Origin of the sequence: Xanthocytophaga flava (genome assembly GCF_030068545.1) — a bacterium.
GTDB classification, from domain to species: domain Bacteria; phylum Bacteroidota; class Bacteroidia; order Cytophagales; family 172606-1; genus Xanthocytophaga; species Xanthocytophaga flava.
Genome location: NZ_JASJOR010000008.1, coordinates 270225 through 296967, shown reverse-complemented (window position 1 = coordinate 296967; position 26743 = coordinate 270225). Strand labels below are relative to the sequence as shown.

At 38.4% G+C, this 26743-nt stretch carries 25 protein-coding genes; 10 read left to right on the top strand and 15 right to left on the bottom strand.

Annotated features, from left to right (window positions below; translation table 11 throughout):
- Positions 1-216 precede the first annotated feature (216 nt).
- Entirely contained in the window at positions 217-1095 is an 879-nt protein-coding gene (locus QNI15_RS14560; protein ID WP_314032287.1) for an ester cyclase, read from the bottom strand.
- A 179-nt stretch (positions 1096-1274) separates the two neighbouring features.
- On the opposite strand from QNI15_RS14560, the gene QNI15_RS14555 reads away from it, so the two are divergent.
- Positions 1275-2087 (top strand): alpha/beta hydrolase, encoded by an 813-nt coding sequence (locus QNI15_RS14555; protein ID WP_314032285.1) that lies wholly within the window; start codon positions 1275-1277, stop codon positions 2085-2087.
- Between the two features lie 69 nt (positions 2088-2156).
- On the opposite strand, the gene QNI15_RS14550 is transcribed toward QNI15_RS14555, so the two are convergent.
- Both QNI15_RS14550 and ade read right to left on the bottom strand, forming a co-directional pair.
- Positions 2157-2681: a hypothetical protein gene (locus QNI15_RS14550; protein WP_313992896.1), complete on the bottom strand. Its 525-nt coding sequence runs from the start codon at positions 2679-2681 to the stop codon at positions 2157-2159.
- A 229-nt stretch (positions 2682-2910) separates the two neighbouring features.
- Positions 2911-4539, bottom strand: a complete 1629-nt coding sequence (gene ade / locus QNI15_RS14545) for an adenine deaminase (protein ID WP_314032283.1) — start codon at positions 4537-4539, stop codon at positions 2911-2913.
- 509 nt (positions 4540-5048) lie between these two features.
- Here ade and QNI15_RS14540 point away from each other — a divergent pair.
- From QNI15_RS14540 to QNI15_RS14510, 7 genes are all read left to right on the top strand, one after another.
- Positions 5049-5180 (top strand): hypothetical protein, encoded by a 132-nt coding sequence (locus QNI15_RS14540; protein WP_313992893.1) that lies wholly within the window; start codon positions 5049-5051, stop codon positions 5178-5180.
- 277 nt (positions 5181-5457) lie between these two features.
- The gene (gene cmk / locus QNI15_RS14535) at positions 5458-6159 is read left to right on the top strand and encodes a (d)CMP kinase (protein ID WP_313980510.1); all 702 of its coding nucleotides are present in this window, start codon (positions 5458-5460) and stop codon (positions 6157-6159) included.
- Positions 6160-6240: 81 nt separating this feature from the next.
- A complete protein-coding gene (locus QNI15_RS14530) occupies positions 6241-7134 on the top strand; it encodes a 4-hydroxy-3-methylbut-2-enyl diphosphate reductase (RefSeq protein WP_314032282.1) in 894 nt (297 codons plus the stop codon).
- A 106-nt stretch (positions 7135-7240) separates the two neighbouring features.
- Positions 7241-7795, top strand: a complete 555-nt coding sequence (locus tag QNI15_RS14525; RefSeq protein ID WP_313980505.1) for a DUF502 domain-containing protein — start codon at positions 7241-7243, stop codon at positions 7793-7795.
- Positions 7796-8210: 415 nt separating this feature from the next.
- Positions 8211-9200: a glycosyltransferase family protein gene (locus QNI15_RS14520; RefSeq protein WP_314032281.1), complete on the top strand. Its 990-nt coding sequence runs from the start codon at positions 8211-8213 to the stop codon at positions 9198-9200.
- Positions 9201-9302: 102 nt separating this feature from the next.
- Entirely contained in the window at positions 9303-10670 is a 1368-nt protein-coding gene (locus QNI15_RS14515; RefSeq protein ID WP_314032280.1) for a GH1 family beta-glucosidase, read from the top strand.
- On the top strand, positions 10639-11427 hold the full coding sequence (locus tag QNI15_RS14510; RefSeq protein ID WP_313992883.1) for a hypothetical protein: 789 nt from the start codon (positions 10639-10641) through the stop codon (positions 11425-11427). The genes QNI15_RS14515 and QNI15_RS14510 overlap by 32 nt, the downstream gene beginning before the upstream one ends.
- Positions 11428-11432: 5 nt before the next feature.
- Here the strand turns inward: QNI15_RS14510 and QNI15_RS14505 are convergent, their stop codons facing one another.
- From QNI15_RS14505 to QNI15_RS14450, 12 genes are all read right to left on the bottom strand, one after another.
- The gene (locus QNI15_RS14505) at positions 11433-11882 is read right to left on the bottom strand and encodes a DoxX family protein (protein ID WP_314032278.1); all 450 of its coding nucleotides are present in this window, start codon (positions 11880-11882) and stop codon (positions 11433-11435) included.
- Positions 11883-11981: 99 nt separating this feature from the next.
- Positions 11982-12539: a Crp/Fnr family transcriptional regulator gene (locus tag QNI15_RS14500; RefSeq protein WP_313992879.1), complete on the bottom strand. Its 558-nt coding sequence runs from the start codon at positions 12537-12539 to the stop codon at positions 11982-11984.
- A 17-nt stretch (positions 12540-12556) separates the two neighbouring features.
- The gene (locus tag QNI15_RS14495; RefSeq protein WP_314032277.1) at positions 12557-14722 is read right to left on the bottom strand and encodes a BatD family protein; all 2166 of its coding nucleotides are present in this window, start codon (positions 14720-14722) and stop codon (positions 12557-12559) included.
- Positions 14723-14737: 15 nt separating this feature from the next.
- Positions 14738-15487 carry a tetratricopeptide repeat protein gene (locus tag QNI15_RS14490; protein ID WP_314032276.1) on the bottom strand — a complete coding sequence of 250 codons (750 nt, stop codon included), beginning with the start codon at positions 15485-15487 and terminating at the stop codon, positions 14738-14740.
- On the bottom strand, positions 15484-16515 hold the full coding sequence (locus QNI15_RS14485) for a vWA domain-containing protein (RefSeq protein ID WP_314032275.1): 1032 nt from the start codon (positions 16513-16515) through the stop codon (positions 15484-15486). The genes QNI15_RS14490 and QNI15_RS14485 overlap by 4 nt, the downstream gene beginning before the upstream one ends.
- A 76-nt stretch (positions 16516-16591) precedes the next feature.
- Positions 16592-18064: a hypothetical protein gene (locus QNI15_RS14480; RefSeq protein ID WP_313992872.1), complete on the bottom strand. Its 1473-nt coding sequence runs from the start codon at positions 18062-18064 to the stop codon at positions 16592-16594.
- Positions 18065-18125: 61 nt separating this feature from the next.
- On the bottom strand, positions 18126-19352 hold the full coding sequence (locus tag QNI15_RS14475; protein ID WP_313992870.1) for an OmpP1/FadL family transporter: 1227 nt from the start codon (positions 19350-19352) through the stop codon (positions 18126-18128).
- Between the two features lie 265 nt (positions 19353-19617).
- Positions 19618-20634, bottom strand: a complete 1017-nt coding sequence (locus tag QNI15_RS14470; RefSeq protein WP_313992868.1) for a vWA domain-containing protein — start codon at positions 20632-20634, stop codon at positions 19618-19620.
- Positions 20631-21560, bottom strand: a complete 930-nt coding sequence (locus QNI15_RS14465) for a BatD family protein (RefSeq protein ID WP_314032274.1) — start codon at positions 21558-21560, stop codon at positions 20631-20633. The genes QNI15_RS14470 and QNI15_RS14465 overlap by 4 nt, the downstream gene beginning before the upstream one ends.
- Positions 21557-22420: a DUF58 domain-containing protein gene (locus tag QNI15_RS14460; protein ID WP_313992864.1), complete on the bottom strand. Its 864-nt coding sequence runs from the start codon at positions 22418-22420 to the stop codon at positions 21557-21559. Before QNI15_RS14460 ends, QNI15_RS14465 begins: the two co-directional genes overlap by 4 nt.
- Before the next feature lie 37 nt (positions 22421-22457).
- A complete protein-coding gene (locus QNI15_RS14455) occupies positions 22458-23060 on the bottom strand; it encodes a hypothetical protein (RefSeq protein WP_313992862.1) in 603 nt (200 codons plus the stop codon).
- 65 nt (positions 23061-23125) lie between these two features.
- Entirely contained in the window at positions 23126-24127 is a 1002-nt protein-coding gene (locus QNI15_RS14450; protein ID WP_313992860.1) for an AAA family ATPase, read from the bottom strand.
- A 246-nt stretch (positions 24128-24373) separates the two neighbouring features.
- On the opposite strand from QNI15_RS14450, the gene QNI15_RS14445 reads away from it, so the two are divergent.
- Both QNI15_RS14445 and QNI15_RS14440 read left to right on the top strand, forming a co-directional pair.
- Positions 24374-24850 (top strand): hypothetical protein, encoded by a 477-nt coding sequence (locus QNI15_RS14445; protein ID WP_313992858.1) that lies wholly within the window; start codon positions 24374-24376, stop codon positions 24848-24850.
- Between the two features lie 61 nt (positions 24851-24911).
- Entirely contained in the window at positions 24912-26519 is a 1608-nt protein-coding gene (locus QNI15_RS14440; RefSeq protein ID WP_313992856.1) for a peptide chain release factor 3, read from the top strand.
- Positions 26520-26743: the final 224 nt, after the last annotated feature.

Genomic DNA, 26743 nt, shown 5'->3' with positions numbered 1-26743 from the left:
AGTATTGAAAGAATAGCCTACTCAACATATCTATGTTTCTTTTAGGGCTCTTACAAGGGGTGAATAGTTTACTAACCAAGTATTTTATTCAAAATTGTACTTTTTCTTAACCTTTACAAGATATGAGCTTCTTTCAGAAGGACAGAGGGTGAGGTTTCTTTATTGATAAAACCGTCACAAAATATCTGGAACTAGATAAGAACTTACTCCTCTGTATTAATTACTTTCTACTTCTTGATAAATAGACCTATCCATGGTAATCCCCAAACGTGTCAACATTTCGGATGGGTTAAATCCCTCTTTTGTATATTCTGCTTGTACAGTATGTTTGGCATGATCCAGAGCCTGTTGACTTTCCCAAGTTGCCATAGTAATACACGTAAGATTTCCATTTTCATCCGTGTGTTCATACACAATGTCCTTTACAAATCCAGGTAGTGTCTTGATAAAGTTTCGGTTGATAGTTACTCTTTGATGAAATTCATCCTTAGCAGCCTTAGGGACAAAAAATTTATCTATAAAAGTAACTTGCAGTTCATTTTTAACTTTTACAGCTACAGTTGAGAGATCAACAGGCAATACACCCAATTGTTGCAGGAATCCTAGTCTGTCGGTCAGGATGTGACTACTGATAATATTTCCATCTTTCAGTTGATAGATTACGATAGCATTTGTATCAATGGTTTTGCCTGTTGCTTTTATATTCTGGAATTGAGCAGTTTGTGTACCATGCACAGATTGACGGACTACCACTTTGTCGTCTTCACTGATCAGGTCAATTATTTTCCACTTTGCATCCGGAAAAGCTTTAAGCAAAGCTACAATAGATTCTTCAAATCCGTCAATTCCTCTTTTCCCACTTGTAGCTATATATTCATTTGATAACAATGATGTCAATACCTGACGATTTCGCTGGTTAAGGCCCTGTTCATACAAAGTATATATCACTTCTTTGTTTGCTGCAGATGTAGTCATAGAAACTTCCTTATGTTTGGTATGTTTAATTGATTTTTTTGATAGGGATTGAGCGTCTGTGCTTATCCCTGTTAGCAACGTAGTGCCAAGCAGGCAGATCCATATTTGGTTATTTTTCATGATACAATTGGCTTGTTTCTATGACAAAAGTACCGGGGCAGAGAAGCAGAAAATTGTAAAAAATCATTGTTTTTCTATTTAGCAGAAGATAGCTCTAACCGTTTGACAAAAGGTCATTACTGTCCATTCACAAAAAATGATACATTTGTTTAAACACTTGATTTCTATACTGATTCTCTATGAAACAACTCTACCTGTTAAGCTTCTTTCTATTTTCAATTGCGTTACATGCACAAAATAGTTCTTTAACCCCTAAGCCTTTTGTATTGGGACAAACTATAGAATTAGAGTCCTCTCAACTGAGAGAAAAGAGAATTATAAATATTTATTTACCTGAAGGCTATTCAAATGGAGATACAACTCGTTACCCAGTAATGTATCTGTTAGATGGCTCAGCAAATGAAGACTTTGTTCATATTTGTGGACTTGTCCAGTTTTTCACCATGATGCAGATGATGCCTCCAAGTATTGTAGTAGGTATCGCCAATGTAGACAGAAGACGCGATTTCACTTTCCCGACGACAATTGCCAAAGACAAAAAGGATTTTCCAACTACGGGTGGTTCTCAAAAGTTTTTAGGGTTTATTGAAAAGGAACTACAACCATTTATCAGTAAAAACTATCGTACAAACTCATCAAAAACACTGATTGGGCAGTCATTAGGAGGTTTACTTGCAACTGAAATAGTCTTTAAGAAACCAGATCTTTTTACTCAGTATATTATTGTAAGTCCTAGCCTGTGGTGGGACAAAGAATCCTTACTGGCAATAAAACCTATTTTCTCAGCTTCTCCAATGGATATCTATGTAGCAGTGGGCAAAGAAGGTCCCATTATGGAAGGAGATGCAAAAAACCTGGTGGAAGTTTTGCAAAAGAATAAAAATATAAAAGTAAGCTTCGGCTATTTCCCGGATCTTAACCATGCTACTATTCTTCACCAAGCCGTTTATAAAGCCTTGGAAGTACTAAACCCACCTAAAAAATCGAAATAAGAATGTGTTGAAAATAAAAAATGCTGACCAGGTTTCTGGTCAGCATCAGTTTAACTAGATAACGATTGCTTAGTTATCACCTTTAAAGTAATCTTTTACGTCTTTACCTGCTTTTTTCAGTTTAGCCTCTACCCGATCAGCAGTTTGACGAACATCAGCTTTAGTTTCTTCCCAATTTGCTTTGGTTGAGTTTTGCAGACGCTCTGTTTTAGCATCCATCTCACGACGTTCTTCTCTCAAATCAGCAATTGCCTTACGATAATCTTCTTTAGCATCTGCTTTAGCAGCTTTCATATCTGTTTCCAGATCATTGATTTTTGTATCCAGTTTCACACGTTCTTCCTGAAGTTCCATTCTCATATCTTCTCTTTCTTTCATCCATGCTTCGGCCAGATCTACCCGTGCACTGTCTAGTTCAGCTTGCTCTTCAGCTATATTACCTTGTGCATCCCGCTGTGCTTCTTGTACATCTTCTTTTTCATCTTCAACATTCTCTGCCGCTCTCTCAGTTTTAGATTCACAACTTGGCAATGTAAAACTAATTGTGAAAAGGCACATTAGAACAGCTAAAAAAGTTAATTTTGTCGTTTTCATCTTTGAAATAGTTTAGTGTATCAAAAAATAATATTAATACAGCTTTTGCTAAAAAATGTGTGCACAAACGACAGCGAATCTTCAATCCATACGGCAGTGTACTGAATATCAATAACTTAATTAAAAAAACTCAATTTATAACCCACGCCAAACTTCTCTTTTTATATGTCCAAACTGGGATATATTCTCCACAATTCGACATATTTCAGACACATTTTATGAGGCAACATTACTTTACCACTGGCACAAACTGAAATATATCTCCATCAAATAAACCTTTATCACTTAGTTTCAAAGATGGAATCACGAGCAATGCCATAAAAGATAATGTCATAAAGGGAGATAATAAGGTACTGCCCATTTTTTTGGCCATCACATCCAGATTCTCATACTGCTGAGCCACCAGATAGCCATCTACCCCTGTCATCAAACCAGCAATTGGTAAAGCAATAACCTGTTCTTCCTGTTGGGTCACACCAGCTAATCCCCCTTTAGCGTCAATAATTAGATTCACAGCTTTGCATATAGACTCATCATCTACTCCTACTACTATAATATTGTGTGAGTCATGTGCCACTGATGATGCCAGAGCTCCCTCTTTTAATCCCATATTCTTAATAAATCCTATGGCAACAGGCGCTTCATGGTAGCGATTCACAACAGCAATTTTCAGTATATCGTTTTTAACATCACTTTGAATGTACCCATTTTGTACAAGTGGCTGATAAGTTAGCTTATTTGTTATAAGTTGTCCATCAATGGCCTCTATCACTATAATCTGTTTTCCACTATCTTTGACAAGGAATTGGTCAGAAGATTTGAAAGAAACGTCAAAGTGATTGATAATCTTACTTTCAAAAGATGAAATATTTGTCTGACCATTCTCAGCAACCAAGCTTCCTTTAATGTAGGTTTGAAGCACTTTAAAAGATTTCAGGTTTTGTACCACAATCAAATCAGCATTATCTCCAACCCGAATCAATCCCGAATCCAGTTTATAATGTAACACAGGATTTATACAAGCCACCTGTAAGACATCAAACACATCATAACCTTTCTCTACCGCTCTGGCAGCCAACACATTGATATGTCCAGAAACCAAGCTATCGGGATGCTTGTCATCAGAACAAAACATCATCTGATCTGGATAGTCAGGCAGAAGTTCAATCAACGCCTCAAAATTCTTTGCCGCACTTCCTTCACGAATCAGTATTTTCATCCCTCCTTTCAGCTTATCCAACGCCTCTTCTGCTGTAAAACATTCATGATCAGTGCTAATACCTGCCTCTATATATGTCAATGCCTGCTCTCCTCTCAATCCGGGAGCATGACCATCTACAGGTTTGCCTACCTTTTTCGCAGCCCCAATTTTTGCCATTACAGAAGCATCCTGGTGCAACACACCCGGGTAGTTCATCATTTCAGCGAGATACTTTATTTCCTCCATTTGCAATAACTCCTGTACATCATCCACTGTTATCTCGGCACCTGCTGTTTCAAAAATAGTGGCTGGCACGCACGATGGAGCTCCAAAATTGAAATAAAAGGGAACCATCTTACCATTTTCAATCATATACCTTACACCTTCCAGACCCAGCACATTTCCAATCTCATGAGGATCTGAAACAGTCGCTATCGTACCATGAACCACTGCCAGACGAGCAAACTGACAGGGAGTAAGCATCGAACTTTCGATATGTACATGCGCATCCACAAAACCGGGAATTATAAATACCTCTGGTGCTGACTCCATGGGAGTTATCTCCGCAATTTTACCATGTTGGATAACAATTCTGGCAGGGTAAATTCTCTTCTGGTGTATATCAACCAGTTGTCCTGTTATATCTAAAGTGTTCATTTAAAAAATCAGCGAAATAGGGTCTAACTATCGAATAATGTGGCAAATAAAAACAAAACTTACATATAACTGAAAACAGACAATCCTGTATACAATTAGCTGGTTACCTTCTAACAAGGTTATGGAATTAAAAAATAAAAAGAAAAACCGATTCAAACCAATTGATTATCAAATCAATTAGTGAGTAGCCTCAACACTTTTAAACAATATTAACCAGCCATAGGAACATGAAAAAGCTTTGTACATTTCTGATAATAAGTATAAGCCTTGCAGCTTGTGCTCCACGTTATAATAATCCACTCATTAAAGCCTGGACACCAAAGGATCACTCAAGAGATTCATTCAAAAGCCCAAGGAAACACCAGAAACGTTGAGATGGCTTTAGTCACTCATCAAGCGTTTAATTCTTACATCAACAGACTCAAAGACAGAGTCACCATTATTCACTTAATGGTATCTACGAACAGAGAACATAACTAAAAAACTTTAATCGTTAATTTACTACAGCTATGAAAAAAATCATCGCTATGACTATTCTAGGTGCTATTCTAGCTTCCTGTTATCATCCCCCACAACAAGCTTGGCAGCCTAAACGCAGCTTTAGTGTAGATCATACCAGAAAGAAACACGATAGACGCTAATATCTTGTAGAATATCTCAGGGTACTATCTCTTTTGCAATCATTCCATCAAAACTAACTATTGAAAATACATAATTACTCCTCTTCAAATAGAACGCAACCTCACATAAGGTTGCGTTTTCTTTTTTATTTCTATTCGACACAACTTCAAAGAAAAACATCTTTCTTTAAGCAAGAGGTTTTTATATTTGCAGAGTTGTTTTATTTCCAGACAATCATTCTGTCTGCAAACAGATAAAGTCTGTAAATCACTTTTCAGGTATTTTTACCCTTACTAAATGAAAAAAATTATCGTAGCCATTGACGGATACTCAGCCTGCGGCAAAAGTACTACCGCCAAAAAAGTAGCTGAGAAGCTTAAATATGCCTATATTGATACGGGTGCAATGTACCGTGCTGTAACGCTGTACTTTCACCAAAATTATATCACACTTACTGATCCCCGCCAGGTTAACGAAGCATTACAAAAAATAAATATCCAGTTTAAATACAATTCAAAGACCAATGCCAGTGAAACTTATTTGAATGGATTAAATGTTGAAGAAGAAATCCGTAAGATGTATATTTCAGAACGGGTCAGTGAAGTAAGTGCAGTGCCAGAGGTCAGAAAGGCATTGGTTACATTACAGCAAAAAGTGGGTCATAAGCGGGGGATTGTTATGGATGGCAGAGATATTGGTACTACAGTTTTTCCGGATGCGGAACTTAAAATATTTATGAATGCCGATATGAACGTGAGAGCCTATCGGCGTCAGCAGGAATTAATGGCGAAAGGTGATATGGTGGATCTGGAAGATATTATTGAAAATCTGAAGCACCGGGATTTGTTGGACACTACTCGCAAAGAAAGCCCACTTGTCCAATCACCAGATTCGTATTTGCTAGATACTACTTATATTACGATAGAAGAACAAATTGAATTTGTAGTAAATTTGGCGATCAGTAAGATGATTGAAAAGGAACAAAAGGAAAGTCATTGATTTGTCATAAAAATTCGTTTAAAGAAGATTACAATTCTTCCATTTTACCACTAACAGTATTAACTGTTTATTTAATTACATATGAAAGTGACCATTGATAAAAATTCCGGGTATTGTTTTGGTGTAGAATATGCTATTCAAATGGCGGAAGATGAAATGGAAACAGCCGAGGTTCTTTATTGTCTGGGAGATATTGTTCATAATAGTATGGAAGTAAAACGGTTGCATGATAAAGGTTTACGTATCATAGACCGCGAACAGATGAAAGAACTGCATGACTGCAAATTACTGATTCGGGCACATGGTGAACCTCCAGCTACGTATGAACTGGCATTGAAAAACAATATTGAACTGATTGACGCCTCTTGCCCTGTGGTATTGAAATTACAAAACAGGGTAAAACATGCTTTTGACAAGATGGAAGAAGAAAATGGGCAGATTGTGATTTATGGTCAGGTAGGACATGCAGAGGTAATTGGTCTAACCGGTCAAACACAGGATAAAGCCATTGTTATCACTACGGAAGAAGATCTGGACAAGATTGATTTTTCCCGACCTGTCAGTCTGTTTAGTCAGACAACTAAAAGCACACAAGGATTTTATAAAATGAAAGATCGCATTGAAGAGCGTATTCACAAAATAAATCCTGAGGCTAGTCTGGATGTAATGCTAGATGCCAATGATAGTATATGCCGGCAAGTATCAAACCGTGAACCTCAACTTCGTAAGTTTTCCCATGAACATGATGTAATTGTGTTTGTCAGTGGGAAGAAAAGTTCAAATGGAAAAGCCCTTTTCGGAGTATGCCAATCTGAAAATAGTCGCAGTTATTTTATTGAAAACGAAACTGAACTCAATGCTGAATGGTTTGATAATGTGGAATCTGTAGGAATCTGCGGAGCTACCTCCACACCCATGTGGTTGATGGAAAATGTAGCATGTTATATTGAAAACCTTCCGATGATGGCACACTAAAAGCCAATCACTCTTTACAAAAAGGCTTTACGAATGTGAAGCCTTTTTTATTTTTGCAAAAAATTGTGTCTCTATTTACAGCATTGCAAACACTTACCTTTACCTTATGAACCGACTTATTACTGCTGTATTTAAATATCTCGTTCGTGGTCTGATTTTCTGTGCACCTATCGGTGTCACTATTTATGTATTAATTGCCTCCTTCCAATGGCTTGATAACCTGCTTCCTCTGGATCACTATCCTGGTGTCGGAATGGCAATTGTTCTGGCAGGACTTACCCTAACCGGTTATATTGGGTCTTCCTTTATTGTTAAACCCATCTTCTTTTCACTGGAAAAGCTAATCACCAAACTACCACTGGTTCGTATTATCTATTCTTCCCTAAAAGATCTGATTTCAGCATTTGTGGGAGACAAAAAGAAATTCAACCAGCCTGTTCTGGTACTTCTTAATAAGGAAGCTTCTTTGTATAAGCTTGGTTTCATTACACAGCAAAACCTGGATGATCTGGGTATTGAAGAAAAAGTAGCTGTATATCTACCCCATTCCTATAATTTCTCAGGTGATTTATACATTGTACCACGAGAAAATGTAACAATGCTCAATACCTCAGCTACAGCTATTATGAAATTTATCGTTTCAGGTGGAGTAGTTGAATAATGTTGCACACAGATTGCTTGTAAACCGAGTAATTCTTAACATAAACTTCATGTCTGGACAATTATCAATTCATATGTGAAATGTACTTTCGTGTATTCGCAAACGCATCTATGCCATGAAACTATTTATGTTTATCCGTCAGTATGTACAGGAACGTTTGTTCTTGTATCGTATATTTTTTCAGAATGCTGCATTACGCCATCCAAAGGCGGGTAAAACTTTATGATACATCAAAACCCATTCGATTGTATTTTTTAGCCTGCATCGTAACCCCGCAAGTGTATTCACTTGTGGGGTTATTTATTGTGAAACAATATCAATGAGAAAGGGAAAACGTACATATCGGCTACAAACGATGTTTGTACTACACTTCAGTATTTTTTAACTTACCCATCTCATATTAATATAGTAACTTATGAAAATACTTTATGCTATTCAGGGAACTGGTAACGGACATTTAAGCCGTGCCAGGGATATTATCCCCTTATTACAAAAAAAAGGAGAAGTAGATCTGCTTGTCAGTGGAAAACAGGTAGATATATCTCTTCCTTATGAGATCAAATATAAACTTCATGGATTATACTTTGTCTTTGGAAAGAAAGGTGGAGTAGACTTATATAAGACTTTCAAACAGGCCAAATCCAAACAATTTATCAAGGAAATACGCAGTGTGCCTGTAGAATCCTATGATCTGGTTTTAAATGACTTTGAACCTGTTACCGCCTGGGCATGTCGTCTTCGCAAAAAAGAGTGTATTGGCCTAAGTCATCAGTCAGCTGTGCTATCTCCCAAAGCTCCTGTACCTGATACAGTAGACCCTATTGGTAAGCTAGTGTTACAATCCTATGCACCGACTACCAGTGCGTATGGCTTCCATTTTCAGTCGTATGATGATCATACGTTTACCCCTGTTATCCGTCAGCAGATACGGGAACTGAAGCCTACAGACAATGGACATTATACAGTATACCTTCCCTCCTATGATGACGAACACCTGCAGGATATGCTAACCCGTTTGCCTGATGCTCGCTGGGAAGTCTTCTCCAAGCATTGCAAAACCCCAGTTGTTACCAACAATGTGAGTATACAACCTGTCAACAATGATGGTTTTATAAAAAGTATGACTTCCAGTACAGGTATTTTGTGTGGTGCGGGTTTCGAAACTCCAGCGGAGGCATTGTTTTTGAAGAAGAAAGTATTGGTTATTCCTATGAAAAATCAATATGAGCAGCACTGCAATGCAGCGGCTCTGGAAAAAATGGGTGTACCTGTTATAAAGAAATTCAAGAAAAAACACTTACCCAAAATAGCTGAGTGGCTCAAATATGGTCAAACAATTCCTGTTAGCTATCCTGATATCACTGAAAGGATTATAGATCAGGTAATTGCCAACCATGTAAAATAATAGGTAATAGAGGTGAATCTTGGTACAAATAGAATGAATAGCATCTGAGAAAATACGCTTTCTGTTTCAGAGGGAGTATTTTCTCCATTAACAGTATAAATAGTGAGTCAATCGAACGATTTTTATTGGGGAACCTCAGTAGCTGCCTATCAGATTGAAGGTGCCTGGCAGGAAGATGGTAAAGGATTATCTATATGGGATGCGTTTTCCAATAAGAAAGGAAATACCTATCTGAACCAGACAGCCAATGTAAGCTGTGATTTCTATCATAGATACGAAGCCGATCTGGATATTATGCAATCTTTGGGCATCAGGCATTTTCGATTCTCACTTGCCTGGTCACGTATTATGCCTCAGGGAACAGGACACGTAAATCAAAAAGGTATTGATTTCTACAATCGTCTGATTGATAGTTGTATTAAAAGAGGGATTGAACCCTGGGTTACTCTGTATCACTGGGATTTGCCACACGTGCTGGAACAAAAAGGTGGCTGGACTAACCGACATGTGGTAGACTGGTTTAAGGATTATAGCGAAATCTGTCTGAAACACTTCGGAGATCGTGTAAAATACTGGATGATTCTTAACGAGCCAATGGTATTTACAGGAGCCGGATATTTTCTGGGCATTCATGCTCCTGGCAAACGCTGGTTAAAAAACTTTATTCCTGCTATGCATCATGCGGCTTTATGTCAGGCAGAAGGAGCACGTATCGTAAAGCATTATCAGCCACAGGCACAGGTCGGCACTACATTTTCCTGTTCCTATGTAACGCCATTCAGTAACTCCCCTCGTGATGTACAGGCAGCCCAACGTGTAGATGCTTTGCTCAACCGATTGTATATAGAGCCATCATTGGGAATGGGATACCCTGTAAAAGATCTGCCGTTTTTAAACAGGGTCGAAAAGTATTTTCGAAATGGCGATGAGAAATTACTTTCCTTCGAATATGACTTTATTGGCATTCAGAACTACACACGCGAAGTAGCCAAATATTCCTGGTGGATGCCTTTTGTCAATGCAGATCTGGTAAAGGCCGCTAATCGCGGTATTGAACCTACTCTTATGGGCTGGGAAGTGTATCCGGAATGTATTTATCAAATGCTCCATAAATTTGCGTCTTATCCAGGGGTAAAGAAGATATTTGTCACCGAAAATGGGGCAGCGTTTCCAGATAAAGTTGAAAATAATCGTGTACATGATACCAAACGAACACAGTATCTTAAAGACCACATAGCACAGGTATTGCGAGCCAGAGAAGAAGGAATCCGGGTTGATGGTTATTTTGTCTGGACTTTTATGGATAACTTTGAATGGGCAGAAGGATATCGCCCCCGGTTTGGATTAGTACATATAGACTTTGACACCCAACAGCGTATTATCAAAGATTCTGGCTACTGGTATCGGGACTGGATTTCGCAACAAACCACCATCCTGAATGCATCACTGGTACAAACTGTTCAAAAATAAATCATTAGTTTTCTGTCAGATATCCTTAGTTAGTGTATGGTTAACGGCTTGTTATCCTTCAAATCATACAAAAGAAGATGACAAACTAGCTGTTTCTTCTGTAAAAGTTGAGCTGGTTGATAAAGGTTCTCCTGAAATGCCTTTACCTCACATCGACTCTATTCCATTTTCCACCAATAATCCCCAATCAGAGAATTCTCATTGTCAATATACTCATGAATACTCCATAAAAGAACGTAGGAGGTTTTATCCTTTCAATAAAGCGAAACGAATTGAGATAATTTCTTTTGAGAACGAAGAAAATGAGATCTCAGAAGAAACTGAACAGTCATTACCCGAAATAGAGTACATACCTGCCAAACCGGATATTGAAAATGATTCGGTTATCGAAATTAGAACTGAACCTATTTATAAAATCAAAACTGATTCTCTACCTGTTAAAGTCAATAGAACAAGAGACAGTCTGATTTTATCTGATTCACAGATTAATAAATTAACAGATATCCTTTACAACTATTCTTATCACAATGGACGAGTAATGCAAACCATAAGTCTATGCTATACCCCAAGACATAAGATTGTTTTCTATAATGTTCAAAATAAAGCATTTGCCTTTATAGAACTCTGTTTTGAATGTCAAAATGAAGAACATTCTCCTAAAGTTCAGCTTGGCGATCTCTGTTCTGAAAAATGGGATCTATTGAAAAACTTTTTTCGGGAAATAGGAATAACCTATGGATTAGCAGAGAAAAAGTAAGTTAACTATCGTAGTGTAACAAAATAGGTCCATCCGATAAATAAGATCTGTAATGGCACCCGAAACCATAAATATGACAATCCCGGCCCATCTAATGTTCCCTTTTCAATATTAATATGACGCATGCTTGCCTGAATATTGGATGGAAGGATTAATACAAAGAAGATAATCAGCAATAAACCTGTAATCTCAAAAGTAGAATCAAACAGTAATCCCAAAGCAGCAAGAAATTCCAATATCCCTGTGCTGTATACAAAAAAGCGTTTAAATGGAACAAAATCCGGTATCATCATCTCCATTCCCTCAACAAATTTAAAGTGCCCAAAAGCTGTAAGTACTAACATAGCAGCCAACGCAATTCTTCCTGCCAGCATATAATTTATTGAGGCAAACGCCAGCCACATAATTCCTATACTAAGAGCAAAAACAACAAAGAGAACGATCAAAGGTTTCATTTTAATTAGCGTTTTTAGTTTACCTTACAAAGGTAGTTCTATGCACAAAAAGGATCACCTAACCTATGTTAGGAAAAAGCAGATCTCAAAGCTGAACTTTTATGAGATCACCTTTCTCCGTATACGGCTCAGACTTTCTGGCAATATGCCCAGATAGGAAGCAACATCTTTAACAGGAATTTCAAGGATAAGGCGTCTGGATTGTTCCAACAACTTTTCATACCGCTGCTCAGCAGTCAGGGTAAGTAGTTCTATTTCCTTTCGGGTCTTATGAACATACATACGTTCGGCCATCTTCCGCCCGATTTCGCTTCCCTGATGAGATTGTTTGTAGACCTGCTGTAACTGTGTATAGGATACACGTTCTGCGATTACATTTGTCAGGGCAGTTATCTGTGTTTGAGAAGGAATTTGTTCAATTAGGGATGCAAACGAGGTAAACAGATCATCAGCAAACCAGAAGTCCAGTATAAACTCTTTTATGTCAACAAAGGCAGATACCTTAACACTTCCTTCTTTTATCCAATAAATATATTGTTCTACCTCACCCTGCCGTGTTATCATAGCCCCTTTCTTATAATTAACCTGTTCAGTTTGCCAATCAAAAGATAATTCATTTGTAGTTATTCCAGTAAGTTGTCGTAGCTTTTCAAACATAAAAGTTTTCTCGGCTTTCAATAAGGAGTTACACCTGTGATATATTGTTGATTTACCCAAACTTTTCGCCCATCCGGAATTCGAACCTTAGCCCATCCTGAAAATAAATCTTCTCTAGAGACTGCGGCTCCTTCAGGTAACTGTACCAGTTCTCTTGCTTTTATATTCGGGGCATAATATCCTTTTGTAGAAGCGATTACAATGTACATATCTTTTCGGAGCCTCGAAACCTCCACTTGCCGTAAAAAGACAACAGATAGTATTCCCAAGATAACACATACATAACCTATTATACGCCATTGCCTGCGTATGTTGCTAAGAATGTATAGTAGTATAATCCCAGCTCCTAGCCAGATCAATCCAAGTGATACACCAGCCATTAGATTCAAGTTCACTAAAGCTACAGCTTGTTGCCAGGGCGATTCTACAGGTGGGATCAGGTTTTTCTTTTTTCGCAGCTGATCCAGATTATGAATCGCTGCAGAATACATAGGCTCAATTCCTTTGGCTTTTTCATAATTGGCTATTGCTAATCCTGTTTTGCCTGTTTGAACATAACAGTTGGCCAGATTACTATAAACTACTTTATCTTTATTACCCTGCTTTACTATGTGGTTTAGAATGGTGATGGAACTATCAAACTGTTGCTTCTGATAATAGGTTTCAGCTTGTCTGTATTGCGATTCAGGAATTGCAGCCAGTAAACTACTTCCTATTACCCATAGCATTAATACAAATCCTATTGCTAATTCCTTTCGATTGTCAGGTTTACTTTGTTTTTCGATCTGCTTTAGTATTTGCATAATCTGCTCAACTGTTATTTCTGACGAACCTACAACTTGTCCAGTTACAGGTTTTGCAAACCGTAATTGAGTACATGTTTTCAATAAAAACGAAAGTTCTTCTCTGACAGTTTTTGACACCTTATAACTTTCCAGTAACTGATTTATATATTCCGGATGCCAGTCAGCCACTTCAAGCTGATAACGTCCTGAAAAATAACTAAATACTATAGTCTCAATCTCTTTAGCCGTTTCAGTAGATAGAGAGTTTCCCTTCTTTTTCAAGTGTTGCAGAGCCTTAACAGCTTTTTGAAGAGGATAGTGTATGGAACGTTTTTGGTATGCATCCCACTGACTATATCCCCACACAAGTATCACAACGCCAAAGGGTAATACACAAAGAAGCCAATATAGATCTGATCTCCAGAATGGGAGGGTATGGCTTAAATTGGGTTGTTGAGTATCCCAGGGCAATCCTTTGTCTGAAATTTTTCTATCTGGTAATTCGGTTGAGGTTTGACTCCTGGCCTTCTGCGTTGTATCTCTCACTGTAATAAGAAGAGAATCTGTCAGAGAAACATATTTTTCCTGACTGGGATCAAAATAAGTAAATCCCAAAGACAACGGATATATACCTGCTTGTTCACCGACTATCGTTTGTGTAAAGATTTTACCTCCTGAGAGTCCCTTTTCTGTCAGGAATTGCTCTTCTGTACTTTTTATCTCAAATCCTTCCAAACCTGTTGGTAATGTATATAGAGGCAGAGAGACAAAAGGAATGTTCCCCACCCCTGCTATTTTGTATGTAATCAAGACTGGATTTTGTAGAATCAAGGAATCCTTATCAGATAAGACATTCCATGAAAATTTTCCTACTGCCCCGGAAAATGTTGCAGGTTTTGGCTCGGGCAATGATTTTACAGAAAAAGATAACTCAGAAGTAGTTAACAACTGATCTACCGTTTGTTCTACCTGAAAAAAATCATCTGGCTTCGGAGCTACAGTCACTTTAATGGTAACAGGATAAGCTGGCAGTGTAAGTGTACCTGATTTCTGAGGTATAACCAGGTATTTCTTCAATACTACAACTCCATATGTTTTCCCATTTATCTGTTCCTGAAAGGGTACAGGCTTCTGACTTTGTTTGATCTCCTCCACCCAGCTATTCGCCACAGATAGTTTCGGAAAGATCTCAGGTGATGAGACATTACCTTCATAATATAACTGCAGTTTCACAACAAAGACCTCTCCCTGATAAACAGACTTTTGAGAAGGTACCCAACGTAAAAAAGCCTTTCCTCCCCCATTCTGCCCTATCGCAGAGAAAGTACACAAGACCACCATCCATAATAAGAAGGCAAAACGGTATATATACATAGAAAATATCTCTTTCTGAATCATAGATGTTTACTCAGCTTACCAGTCTTTCTGATCAGATGGTACCGTTTTCTCTGCTCTGGCTCTTGAGTTTCTGCCTCTGATCTGCTTTTCGGCCTGATCCAATTGTTTCAGCATACTTTCCATATCTGAAGCATTTAATTGCTGTTGAGAAGATTGGATATTATTTTTCGAACTACTTTCAGACTGGCTTGCATCCTGATTTTGTGAATCGTCAGACGAATTATTCTCTTTCTCTTCTTCGCTTTTATTCTTGGACTGATCCAGTTGTTTTTGTAGCTGATTTATATTCCGAATAGGATCTTTCTTTTGGGATTTTTCTGCCATTTTCTGCAGTACATAAGATAAATTCTTTTGAGCAGGCAGATAACCCGGTCTCAAAAGCAATTCATTCCGATAACACAAAGCAGCTTCTGCCCATCGATTCATCTTTAACAAAATATTACCCTGGATCTGTAAAGCTTGTGGTTTGAATTTAGTAGAAAGCTGGCTACTTTTATTTACATAAGGGAGAGCCTCTGTGTATCGTTGTTGCTGATACAAACTTAATCCCAGATAAAATTTCGCTTCTGAAATTTCAGGGTTACTGGCTAATACTTTACGAAAACTCACTTCTGCCTCTCCATATTCTCCTTGCTGGTAAAAAGCATTTCCTTGTCCTAAAAGTTTTTCCTCACTGGATACACCAACAGGCCTTCCTGTGAAAAAACAAATTATCCAGGGTGCAGCTACAGCAATTCCCAGAAAAAACACCAACGTTCGTATCATTTGTATGAAGAAAATGGTGAAGGTATGCGATATTTATAAAAAACACCAAGTATCATATCTAGAAATATACAAACAAGTGAGATTCCTGCAAGCCACTGAAACAGATAGGTATATCCGGTAATTTGTGGAGGTTTTCCGATAGATAATCTGGCCGCTTCAATCTGTTGCTGAATGAATTGGGTGGTTTCTTGAGTGAAGGATATCGGATGGAATTGTCCTTTCCCAGCTTCTGCAATTTGACGAAGATTGTTTGGCTCCATACGGGTAAGGACAGGTAAACCAGCGGCATCCTTTTTCACACTACTCTTCCCATGTGCATCAGACACTGTAATCTGACTTCCAGTTTCTGTTCCTACGCCGATTGTATGTATTACGATACCTCTCGCTGCCTGTTTCTCAACCGATTTCAGAAACTCACTATCATGGTTTTCACCATCCGAAAACAAAAAAATCACCTGGTTATTCCGGGCTGTATCACTAAAATAATATCCTGCCATCTCCATAGCTTTTGTTAGCTGTGTTCCCTGCTGAGAGATCAATGAGGGTTGGATTGCAGGAATAAAGGAAACCGCCACATTCATATCTTCTGTAAATGGCAAAAAGGGATAGGCCTGAGCCGCATACAACACAACTCCTACTCTGCTTTTATCCAGATTAGCAATAGATTGAGAAAGAACTTGCTTAACCTTCTCTAACCGACTGGGAGCCATATCAGAAGCAAGCATACTGGTAGATATATCTACCATAAATACAACATCTGCAACAGGTACGTCAGGTGCTGTAACTGTCTCTGGATAACGTGGACTTACAATAGCCAGTATACAGCATAAAATAGCTATTAGATACAATCCCATATGTATCCACTGTTTATGTGAGGTATCTGGCATCAGGTATTGTAGCTGCTGTGGATTCCCCAATTTCTTCAAACTCCTTTTTCGCCACAATGAATAACCCAAAAATATACCAAACAAGAGCGGTATTCCTAGTAAGAGATAGATATACTCACTATGTTCCCAGTCTAGATTCATAGAAATATGTTCTAAAATAAATACGGGTTCAGAATGTGATTCTGAACCCGTCGGTAAAGTACTAATTTGGTGCTATTTATGGAAATTTAACACCTGCATATTTTACAACTGACACAAGTGGAATCTTACTGTTGTACTTAGCATTAATAGTTTGAATAAATTTATTGGCAGCAATCGCATATCCACGAGGTGTCAGGTGTACTCCATCCAGCGAGAAAAACCCTCCACTTATAAATGCTCCACTCACATTCATTCCATCAACCAGCAAACCAGCGTTTACCTCCTTCATAAAGGAATTGGCATCTACAAAAGCCAGATCTTTACTTTCAGCAGCTGCCTTAATAATACTATTGTATTGAGTTGTATAACTATTGATTACATCCTGCTCACGCCCATCCAATACCAAACCTGTTGGAAAAGGATTCTTTGGAGAAAACCCAAAAGCTTGAGTTGTATCCAGTTGATAAGCCGCAATAATATTTTGTACAGTTGTCCCATTCTGTGCAGCAAAAGATCTCCAGTAAGCCCCAGTTGGTTTTCCAAGTAATGTAAGCAGGGTTGGATTATTGCGTACAGAAAGAGTCAGTAAGGAACGTCCTTGTCCACCTCCGTATAAACTATCTATTGGCAACTGTATAATACGTAAAGTATCCGCAGGGCGAGATGTCTGACCTACACGGTCAGGTGTTCCACTTTGACACACCACAAAGTTAGGCAGACCTGAATTCTGCTGAAGGGCTAATTTTAGCTGCGCTTTAGCTGTAGAAGAAACCGTAGCCAAGACAGTATTGAACAAAGGCACACTGGTAACAGAAGGAAGATTGGCAACAACCCCTTTGGCACCATTTTGTGTCAATGTATTTATCAATACTCCATACAATTGCTGAAAAGCAGGAACGGGAGTTAAGGGAACCAATCCACCTGAACCTGCATATTGCAAAACATCATTATTTCCCAGCCAGCAGGAAAAAAAGGTAGGCTGGCTCTCGGCTACTTTTGTCAGATAGGGCTTTACTCCTACCTCACCATCTGTCAATATTCTTTCATACAAAGGATTACGTTTGGAATAATTAGCATCTGCAATATCAGATAAACGTATACCTGGCACTCCATAGTTATTAATAGGGTCTGTATATTTATCCAGTAAAACACCACTTGGATTCAATACAGGGTCAGGAGTTGTAACTCCTCTTACAGCAAGGTCTGTACTTACAGTTTCCAATACAGGCAAACCTGTAGAAGAAAAGCCTGTTAACGTCAAATAACCTGTTCCATTGGGCTTTGAGGTAAATAAAGGCTGTGTAAAAGTACCACCACCAACCTCTTGCATTTGTGCAGCCATCAAACTAGGGTAGGAAGCTTCCTGTCCTGCAAGATACAATCCATCATTTGAGTAGCCGGCTGTCAATGAATTACCTACAGCTACATATTTGGAAAAATCAGCGCTGCCTTTGGCAGCAGCAACATCTACATCCAGATCAGGTTTACATCCCTGAAACAAAAAGGCTGTAGTTAATGTGAGTAGAGAATAATTAACTATATTTTTCATAGATATTAGTCAGAATTGAACGATTTTGATCCAGATTTACCAACAATAAAACTATATGTGATCAGAACTTGTAACCTATTGCCAAACTTGGAATATATGCATAGGTCTTATAAGTACCCTGCAGACCAGTTTCTATATTAGTTTGAGTACGTTTCTCCAAATCCTCAAACATAAATGCAGCATCTATACTGAATTTATCTGTAATCTGGTATCCCAGCCCCAACGTTAAAATAATTCGGTTTGCGTCTGGAATTTCTGGTGTTACATATCCATCTTTAATAGGAGTTAATACATACCCTACCCCACCACGCACGGCTAGTTTTTCGGTTACACCATACTGTCCACCTAATCTAAATGCCCACGAATCTTTGTAATTTCTTGGCGATTTGGTATCCTGAAGTTGTGGGGTATTTTGTTTGTAATCAAATGCCAATGTATCATATACACTCCAGTGTACATAGTTTACATCCAGAGCCAGCGTAAGCTTATCTGTTGCCTTATAACCCAAACCTAATGTTGTAGTAGAAGGTAGATTTAGAGTTGACTTAAAGGTATTAGGCTTTGGAAAACTGGTTGATAAAGCAGTAGAAACATCAAAAATAGCATCCCCATCATCCACTGTTGTTTTCACTGTTGACCGATGAGTCAGTGCCAAAGAGAAAGCGTCTGTTGCCTGATAATACAGTCCTACGTTAAACCCATATCCCATTCCATTGCCTTTTAACTGGGCTGATCCTGTGCCACCTGCAGATCCTGTTACTGGCAAATTTCTTTGTAAATCAACATGTCCAAAGTTGATAATGAACCCTGCTCCAATGCCTAATTTATCACTTATCTTATAACTGAAGGTAGGCTGCAGATAAATAGCCTGTAATTCCAATGAAGTCAGTGCCATCTGTCCGCTCCAGCTTTTCCCCCAGTCTGTTTGGCCACCAAATGGCGTGTATGCAGCAAGTCCGGCTTTCCACTTTCCTGCTTTTGGACCAAACATCACACCGGCACTGAAGGGTGGTGCAATCCCATTGTCCGCATATTCTGTTTTGGAAGCTCCTTCACGAAGAAAGGAATTGTTGATAATTGCGGCGTTTCCTGATACATATACCTGGTTTCCCTCCAGAAAAACAGAGGCTCCAGGATTAAATACCAACGTTGATGCATCGGTTTTCAATGCTGCTCCAGCATGTGCCATTCCAGTTTGCTTTGTTCCCAGCAGATTAATTTGAAATCCCTGAGCAAAAGCAAACGAAGAAGAAGCCATCAAAAAAATACTCATGAAAACTTTCTTCATGTTCTTAGCTTAGTTGTTTTGGGTGTATAAAAAGTGATTACATAAAAAATAAATGCCGTTATGGGTATTTCCATTACGTCAGTATGATCTTTTCTTTTACAAATAACACAATAAAAACATTAAATTATACAAATTCATCAAAAAAAATATGCATGCATACTATTTTTCGATACAGCAGAAGGTAGGGAATAATGTTCTTTAGCAAAAAATAAGGCAAAAAGAGTTGATAGAGAATTATTTAGCTATTTGGATGTTAGTAATACAGCTATAATACACTTCGCAGGATGACAAAGCGAAATAGAAAGGATATAGTCAGGCACATCAATGCCCATACTAAAAAAGGAGTAAAAACTTCTGTATAACGATATTGTACCCTTTCTTCTACAGTACTTTTTTCGAGTCTGTCGATTTCGGAATATATCTGTTGCAGGCTTTCCCGACTATCAGCTCTATAAAACATTCCTCCTGTCTGTGATGCAATCTGGCGTAGGAGATCTTCATTGATGCTAAACGGAACCTGCTGATAGGCTTTGGAACCATCAAAGGTATGCATAGGAAAAGGAGCCAGCCCGTTTTTTCCAACACCTATAGTATATACTTTTATTTTCTTTTGCCGGGCCATTTCTGCGGCTGTCTGCGGAGCAATAAAACCAGCATTATTTTCCCCATCTGTTAATAGAATAATAACTTTACTTTTAGCCTTACTATCTTTCAACCGATTTACTGCATTGGCCAATCCCAACCCAATAGCGGTACCATCCTCCAGATTCTGATAATCAACTTGTTGAATTACATTTTGCAGCAGTGCATGCTGAGTAGTAGGTGGACAGGCAGTTATACATTCTCCAGAATAGATAACAAGGCCTACACGATCACGCGATCGAGCTGCCACAAAAACTTGGGCAGCCTTTTTTGCGGCCTCTAAGCGGTTAGGTTTCAGATCCTCAGCTTCCATACTTCTGGAAACATCCATGGCTATCATTATGTCTACTCCTTCCTGAGGAAGTTTCTCCTGACTCTTTTCCTGTATCTGGGGTCGGGCCAATGCAATACTAACAAATACTGCCCCTATAACTTGTATCAATCCAGGAATAAGACGGAACGTTTTACCTATCAAAGAGTCCAATGTTTTTAGAGATTTCACCCCGGAAACGATCATGACAGGTTGCCGTTTCCGGTAAATCCATACCTGTATCAACCATATCAATGGCAATATCAGTAAAATCCCAAATGCTTCAGGATTCGCAAAACGATCGAAAGAAGGGATAACAAATGGATTCAAGAGACTGCAGACAAAAAAGATGTTGAATGTTTAAAATGCAATGTAAGCTGTTGAATCATATCCTGTATTTCTTTCTGCAAAGAATTTGCGTCAGAAAAAGAAATGGGGTCAGAAGAATAGAGTATATATTGCAGTCTTTCCAATAAATTCTCCAACTGTGTTAGTTTTGTTGAATCTATGGAGTAATGTTTTAGTTTATTTTTTAATTCATTAACTGAAACAGAGGGTGTCTGTAAACCTAATTGACTACTCAAATATGTATGCAAAATCCGATTAAGTTGTACATAATATTGTTTATCAGTTCCTGAATATACTTGTGGAAGCTTCTGCAATTGTCTTAGAGCTTCCCTCTTTGGATTTAATTTCTTTGAAGGCCAGGCATCTTTTATCTTTTTTCCGCCTATCCATAATAATCCCAACACCACCACAATTACTCCTGAAACAACAGAAGGCATCCAGACAGAGAAATCAGATGAAGCCTTTTCAATCGGTTCAATTCGAAAATCAGGTTGATTTACAGGAAGTAACTCTACATGTATTGAAACTTCAGAGGATGTAAGGGTCTTATTTGAGATTACAACGGTTTGTGGAGGTAATGTAAAATCCCCAGCTTGAAGACTTATCATCTGGTATATACCGACTACAATTACTTCCCCTTTGGTGTTAATTGAGTCTTTAGTCACTTTTTTCAGCACTGATATTCCTTTCCAGTCAATAACAGGAAAATTTATAACTTCCTTTTTTGCATCCTTTATACTAAACGAAACATAAAATACCTGCCCTATAGACACTTGTCTGGCAGAGATATTTGTTTGAATGCTCTGTGCTCTAAGGTTTGTGAAAGCCCCTCTTATTCCTGATACGCACAGAAACAATACAGTTAAACATACCAAACGCTTTACTATTGAGGAAACTAACTCACTCATCTCGTTACAAAAAAAGTTCGAAGCTTGTCGACATAATCTTCTCCGGTATGAATCTGCAACAAATCAGCTTTGCTACTTTTAAATAAAGCTTGAGTATCTCTTATATGTTGCAAACCTAAATTGTTGTATTGATTTCGGGTCCCTTTCAGAAAAGTAGGTAACCAGGCTTTAGCACCTGTCTCTGCTTCTTGTACAGGCAGCCACCCAACATTGGGTAACTCCGTTTCCCGTACATCTGAGACATGGAGTCCAATTACCTCATGTCGTGCAGATGCCAGTTGTAATAAAGACTGGTAATCAGATGAAGCAAAATCGGAAATAATACAAACAATACTTTTCTGCTTTACCAGACTCATTGCCAATTGCAAAGCCACCGCTATATTGGTTTTCTTCTCCACAGGTTTATGTTCCAGCATATCTCGAATCAGACGCAACATATGCTGATACCCTTTTTGAGGACGAACAAGATGCTCTACTTGGTCGCTGAACAAAACCAGCCCTACCTGATCATTATTCTGGTGTGCAGCCAGTGCCAGTACAGCAGCTAGTTCTTGCGCCAACTCCCGTTTGGATTGAGAAGATGTACCAAAGTTCATTGAGGCACTTACATCAACCAGCAGCAATAGATTTAGTGCCCGCTCTTCCTGAAACACTTTCAGATAGGGTTCTTGATACCGGGCTGTGACATTCCAGTCAATGGATCGCACATCATCCCCAAACTGATATTTTCTCAGTTCACTGAATGTCATTCCTTTACCACGAAAATGGCTGTGGTACTGACCAGCCAGCAGGTGTTCAGAAATATATCTGGCCCGAAAAGCCAGTTTCTGAACCTTTTTAAGAAGATCAGTAGTAATCAAAACAGATTATATTTTTGAATTAATGATTACTGTATCATTATCCCACATACTCGTTATTCCTCTTTACCAAATTCAATAAGTTGGTAGAATCATTCTTCCATCTTTCAATCTCACCCTTCTTCAACTTTACAAATTCCTTCATTAATGGACTACGCTGATGGACTCTTTTTCTGGAAATAGAGTTGTTTACCAATGCTTTTACTGATCGGATCACACCCCAGGGAATACCCCACAATCCTAATAGAAAAGTTGATGTATCAGCACGCCTTAACGATTTAACAAGGCAATCAGGACATGCAATTACATTTTTACCTTTGAATTGGGTTATAATGATAAAGCTAGTGACAGAAAATACGGAACTCAGATTCAGTCTTTGTGATGTTGTTGAGCAGATTGGACAAGGCAATGTTTCTATTAAATTAATAAAAGCTTCCAATTCCTGTTCTGTCAATTCTTTTGCCTGTATCGCAATACTTCTCTCAATATCTTCATCTATAAGTTGGCGTTTTCTCAATTCCTCTTTCAGGATAGACACAACTTCTGGTGATAAAGTACCAGCATTTTCGGTTGCAATCCGCATTAGCTTCTCATTCGAAAAACCTTCGTAATTCTTACGTATTTCTTCAGCAGTAAAGGTCATATTAAATAATAAAATTAAAAACTACCCAACAAAGGTAATAACTTCTTCAGTTTAGCTGTTATTAGTTAAGGCATTGGAACAGCATTTAAAATTTCCCGAATTACATCATCAGGCTGTATATTTTCAGCCTGTGCTTCATAACTCAAACCAATACGGTGACGTAGCACTTCCGCTACAACAGCCCGTACATCGTCTGGAGTTACATAAGCTCGTTGCTGTAAAAAAGCATGTGCCTTGGCAGCCATTGTAAGGCCTATACTTCCACGTGGGGAAGCCCCAAAGCTTAATAAAGGCTTTAATTTTTCCAATTTCACTGATTCCGGTTGACGGGTAGCAAAGATGAGATTCAGAATATAATCTTCTACTTTCTCATCCATATAAATGCTTTTAACAGTTTGGCGAGCTTCCAGTAATTGCTCAGGTTTCAATACAACCTGAATTTTCTGTTGCTCAGCTAATTGGTGCTGGCGTATAATCAATCGTTCGTCTTCTTTACCTGGATAGCTTATTAGAACTTTCAGTAAAAAGCGGTCTGCCTGAGCTTCGGGTAGTGGATAGGTTCCTCCTTGCTCAATTGGATTCTGTGTAGCCAGTACCAGAAAAGGTTCATCTAGCTTAAAAGTCTGATCTCCTATAGTTACCTGCTTTTCAGCCATTGCCTCCAGCAAAGCAGATTGCACCTTCTCAGGAGCTCGGTTGATTTCATCTGCTAGTACGAAATTAGCAAATACTGGTCCCTTTTTAGGCAAGAATTCGTTTTGTGCCAGATTATAAATCATAGTTCCTACCACATCTGCCGGTAACAGGTCAGGAGTAAACTGTATACGACTAAACTTGGCATGAATAGCCGATGATAGTGTTTTAATAGCCAGTGTTTTAGCCAGACCAGGTACTCCTTCCAGCAAAATATGCCCCCCACTCAACAAACCAATCAAAAGCTTTTCCACCATATTAGCCTGTCCTACAATCACTTTATTTACTTCTGAGGTAAGAGTAGCCAGCCAGAGGCTTTGCTCCTGTACTTTTTCGGTTAGTGCGTTGGGAGTAGTTGATGAAGATATAGACATCTGTAGTGTATCAGAATCAAAAGTAAAAGATTAACACCTTTTTTAAAGTTACCAACAATCATCTTTGCAAGATACAGGAAAAATAATTGCAGCAAATCAATAGAATAGACGTAATTTTGCAAATCATTTGGTGACAGGTGCTGATTTTCAAATTTGAAGTACTACTTATCCAAAAATAATAAGTTTCTATTTCAATAACATTGGTTAATCTCAAGTACCTAACGTCTTTCACGATACTTTTTTTATATGAAAGAAATTGCTCATCCAAATGCTTTACAAGTATTAAAGGAGGATTTTTTCTGGGATACGTCAGATGAGTTTGCGCCTTTTGGAAGTGATGAAGGAAGTGATGCATTTAGTCATTTTTATGAGTGGAAAAAAGAGCATCCAGATATAGATGCAATAGAATATATCCGAGAATTATTGATAAAAGATATAGGAATTGATTCTTCAGATTTGGAATATATTGATGCGAATTCCATACCTGAAGAAGTTCGGTCAGTTATTATTGAAGAAATTGATTTTGAATTGATTGCTATATGCTTTGGACAAATACTATTGACTGCCACTATCGATTGTGAAACAAAAAGGCTTACACAAATTGTTATCAAACGTCAGTTAAGCAATTATGTATTAGAATATTGGTCTTATGGAGACCTTCATTTGATTGAGCAACAGAAAAGAATACTTCAAAAAGAACTGGAAGTTTTAGAAAACCTATAGGTTGATTTTCATGCCTTTTCTTACTAAAATTTTTAACTAGTAATTATAAATACGAATATACATGTCTTTAAAAGAAGAAGTACAAAAGCGAAGAACATTTGCCATTATCAGTCACCCGGATGCCGGAAAAACAACATTGACAGAAAAATGTCTATTATTTGGGGGAGCTATTCAGACTGCTGGGGCTGTAAAATCGAATAAAATCAAAAAAGGAGCTGCGTCCGACTTTATGGAAATTGAACGGCAACGGGGTATCTCAGTAGCAACTTCCGTGATGTCGTTTGATTATAACAACTGTAAAGTAAATCTGCTGGATACACCTGGTCACAAGGACTTTGCTGAAGATACTTATCGTACCCTTACTGCTGTGGATAGTGTAATTCTGGTTATTGACTGTGTAAAAGGCGTTGAGGAACAAACCGAACGTCTGATGGAAGTATGCAGAATGAGAGATACGCCAGTAATTATATTTATCAATAAAATGGATCGGGAAGGACGTCCTCCGTTTGATTTGCTGGACGAACTGGAACAAAAGCTACACATCAGCACTCGACCTCTGGCATGGCCGATTGGCATGGGTAGTGACTTTCAGGGAGTGTATAACTTATATGAAAAGAGTCTGTACTTATTCAGTGCCAACAAAACAAAAATTTCAGACGACATTGTAGCCATTCAGGATTTAAATGACCCGGAACTAGACAAGACAGTAGGTGAACGTGCAGCCAATCAACTACGTGAAGATGTAGAACTGGTAGAAGGTGTATATGAACCTTTTAATCTGGAAATGTATCAATCAGGTTTGCTAGCTCCTGTGTTTTTTGGAAGTGCGCTTAATAACTTTGGAGTAAAAGAACTATTAGACGCATTTACCCGCATAGCCCCTCATCCGCATGACAGAGAGTCTGTAAATCGAGTTGTCGCTCCGGAAGAGAACAAGTTCAGTGGTTTTATCTTTAAAATCCACGCTAACCTGGACCCTCGTCACCGTGATCGGATTGCGTTTTTACGGGTATGTTCTGGAAAGTTTGAACGAAACAAGTTTTTCCACCATGTACGTCTGGATAAAAACTTCCGCTTCTCAAACCCATATGCCTTTCTGGCTCAGGACAAGGAAGTAATCGAAGAAGCCTTCCCTGGAGATGTAATCGGTTTGTATGATACAGGTAACTTTAAAATCGGAGATACACTAACAGAAGGTGAAGATCTGATCTTCAAAGGAATTCCTAGCTTTTCTCCAGAAATATTCCGGGAAGTTATCAATACTGATCCGATGAAAACCAAGCAATTGGAGAAAGGTGTGCAACAACTAACAGATGAGGGAGTTGCCCAGTTGTTCATTCAACAACCTGGTAACCGTAAAATTATTGGCACAGTAGGTGAACTCCAGTTTGATGTGATTCAGTATCGTCTGGAAAACGAATATGGAGCATCCTGTCGGTTTATCCCGATGAATGTTTATAAGGCATGCTGGCTAACTTCCGAAAATCAGGAGATACTGGATGCGTTCTGTCGTATCAAAGCCAAAGATATTGCCTTTGATAAAGACAATAACCGTGTGTATATGGCAGAAACAGAATGGCAGCTGAATATGACTATTCGTAACAATCCCGAAATCCAGTTCCATTTTATCTCTGAGTTCACCACTACGGAACATATGGAACGTAAGTAATTTCCTCTATAAGTAGCCATACTGGAAAGGATTTTGTAACTGAAGTTGTTAGTATACTACGTCTTTGTAGTGCCCATTCAGCTCCAAAATCTTTTCTGGTTTTGCATTATCCTCCATTCCTCAACAGCAAGCAACTCTTTATTTGGTAAAAACTTACTAGGTAGGTAATACTAAAAAAAGCCACTTTTATGAATCTGTTTTTATATTACTTTGGCGGCAAAATG

What these genes read in the sequence shown, in the direction of transcription:
- QNI15_RS14455 (WP_313992862.1), bottom strand. Translation starts at nt 23,060, where the DNA reads ATGACCTTTACTGCTGAAGAAATACGTAAGAATTACGAAGGTTTTTCG.
- QNI15_RS14505 (WP_314032278.1), bottom strand. Translation starts at nt 11,882, where the DNA reads ATGAAACCTTTGATCGTTCTCTTTGTTGTTTTTGCTCTTAGTATAGGA.
- QNI15_RS14520 (WP_314032281.1), top strand. Translation starts at nt 8,211, where the DNA reads ATGAAAATACTTTATGCTATTCAGGGAACTGGTAACGGACATTTAAGC.
- QNI15_RS14440 (WP_313992856.1), top strand. Translation starts at nt 24,912, where the DNA reads ATGTCTTTAAAAGAAGAAGTACAAAAGCGAAGAACATTTGCCATTATC.
- QNI15_RS14530 (WP_314032282.1), top strand. Translation starts at nt 6,241, where the DNA reads ATGAAAGTGACCATTGATAAAAATTCCGGGTATTGTTTTGGTGTAGAA.
- QNI15_RS14550 (WP_313992896.1), bottom strand. Translation starts at nt 2,681, where the DNA reads ATGAAAACGACAAAATTAACTTTTTTAGCTGTTCTAATGTGCCTTTTC.
- QNI15_RS14510 (WP_313992883.1), top strand. Translation starts at nt 10,639, where the DNA reads ATGCATCACTGGTACAAACTGTTCAAAAATAAATCATTAGTTTTCTGT.
- QNI15_RS14450 (WP_313992860.1), bottom strand. Translation starts at nt 24,127, where the DNA reads ATGTCTATATCTTCATCAACTACTCCCAACGCACTAACCGAAAAAGTA.
- QNI15_RS14500 (WP_313992879.1), bottom strand. Translation starts at nt 12,539, where the DNA reads ATGTTTGAAAAGCTACGACAACTTACTGGAATAACTACAAATGAATTA.
- QNI15_RS14560 (WP_314032287.1), bottom strand. Translation starts at nt 1,095, where the DNA reads ATGAAAAATAACCAAATATGGATCTGCCTGCTTGGCACTACGTTGCTA.
- QNI15_RS14480 (WP_313992872.1), bottom strand. Translation starts at nt 18,064, where the DNA reads ATGAAAAATATAGTTAATTATTCTCTACTCACATTAACTACAGCCTTT.
- QNI15_RS14475 (WP_313992870.1), bottom strand. Translation starts at nt 19,352, where the DNA reads ATGAAGAAAGTTTTCATGAGTATTTTTTTGATGGCTTCTTCTTCGTTT.
- cmk (WP_313980510.1), top strand. Translation starts at nt 5,458, where the DNA reads ATGAAAAAAATTATCGTAGCCATTGACGGATACTCAGCCTGCGGCAAA.
- QNI15_RS14465 (WP_314032274.1), bottom strand. Translation starts at nt 21,560, where the DNA reads ATGAGTGAGTTAGTTTCCTCAATAGTAAAGCGTTTGGTATGTTTAACT.
- ade (WP_314032283.1), bottom strand. Translation starts at nt 4,539, where the DNA reads ATGAACACTTTAGATATAACAGGACAACTGGTTGATATACACCAGAAG.
- QNI15_RS14490 (WP_314032276.1), bottom strand. Translation starts at nt 15,487, where the DNA reads ATGATACGAACGTTGGTGTTTTTTCTGGGAATTGCTGTAGCTGCACCC.
- QNI15_RS14525 (WP_313980505.1), top strand. Translation starts at nt 7,241, where the DNA reads ATGAACCGACTTATTACTGCTGTATTTAAATATCTCGTTCGTGGTCTG.
- QNI15_RS14540 (WP_313992893.1), top strand. Translation starts at nt 5,049, where the DNA reads ATGAAAAAAATCATCGCTATGACTATTCTAGGTGCTATTCTAGCTTCC.
- QNI15_RS14485 (WP_314032275.1), bottom strand. Translation starts at nt 16,515, where the DNA reads ATGAATCTAGACTGGGAACATAGTGAGTATATCTATCTCTTACTAGGA.
- QNI15_RS14495 (WP_314032277.1), bottom strand. Translation starts at nt 14,722, where the DNA reads ATGATTCAGAAAGAGATATTTTCTATGTATATATACCGTTTTGCCTTC.
- QNI15_RS14555 (WP_314032285.1), top strand. Translation starts at nt 1,275, where the DNA reads ATGAAACAACTCTACCTGTTAAGCTTCTTTCTATTTTCAATTGCGTTA.
- QNI15_RS14445 (WP_313992858.1), top strand. Translation starts at nt 24,374, where the DNA reads ATGAAAGAAATTGCTCATCCAAATGCTTTACAAGTATTAAAGGAGGAT.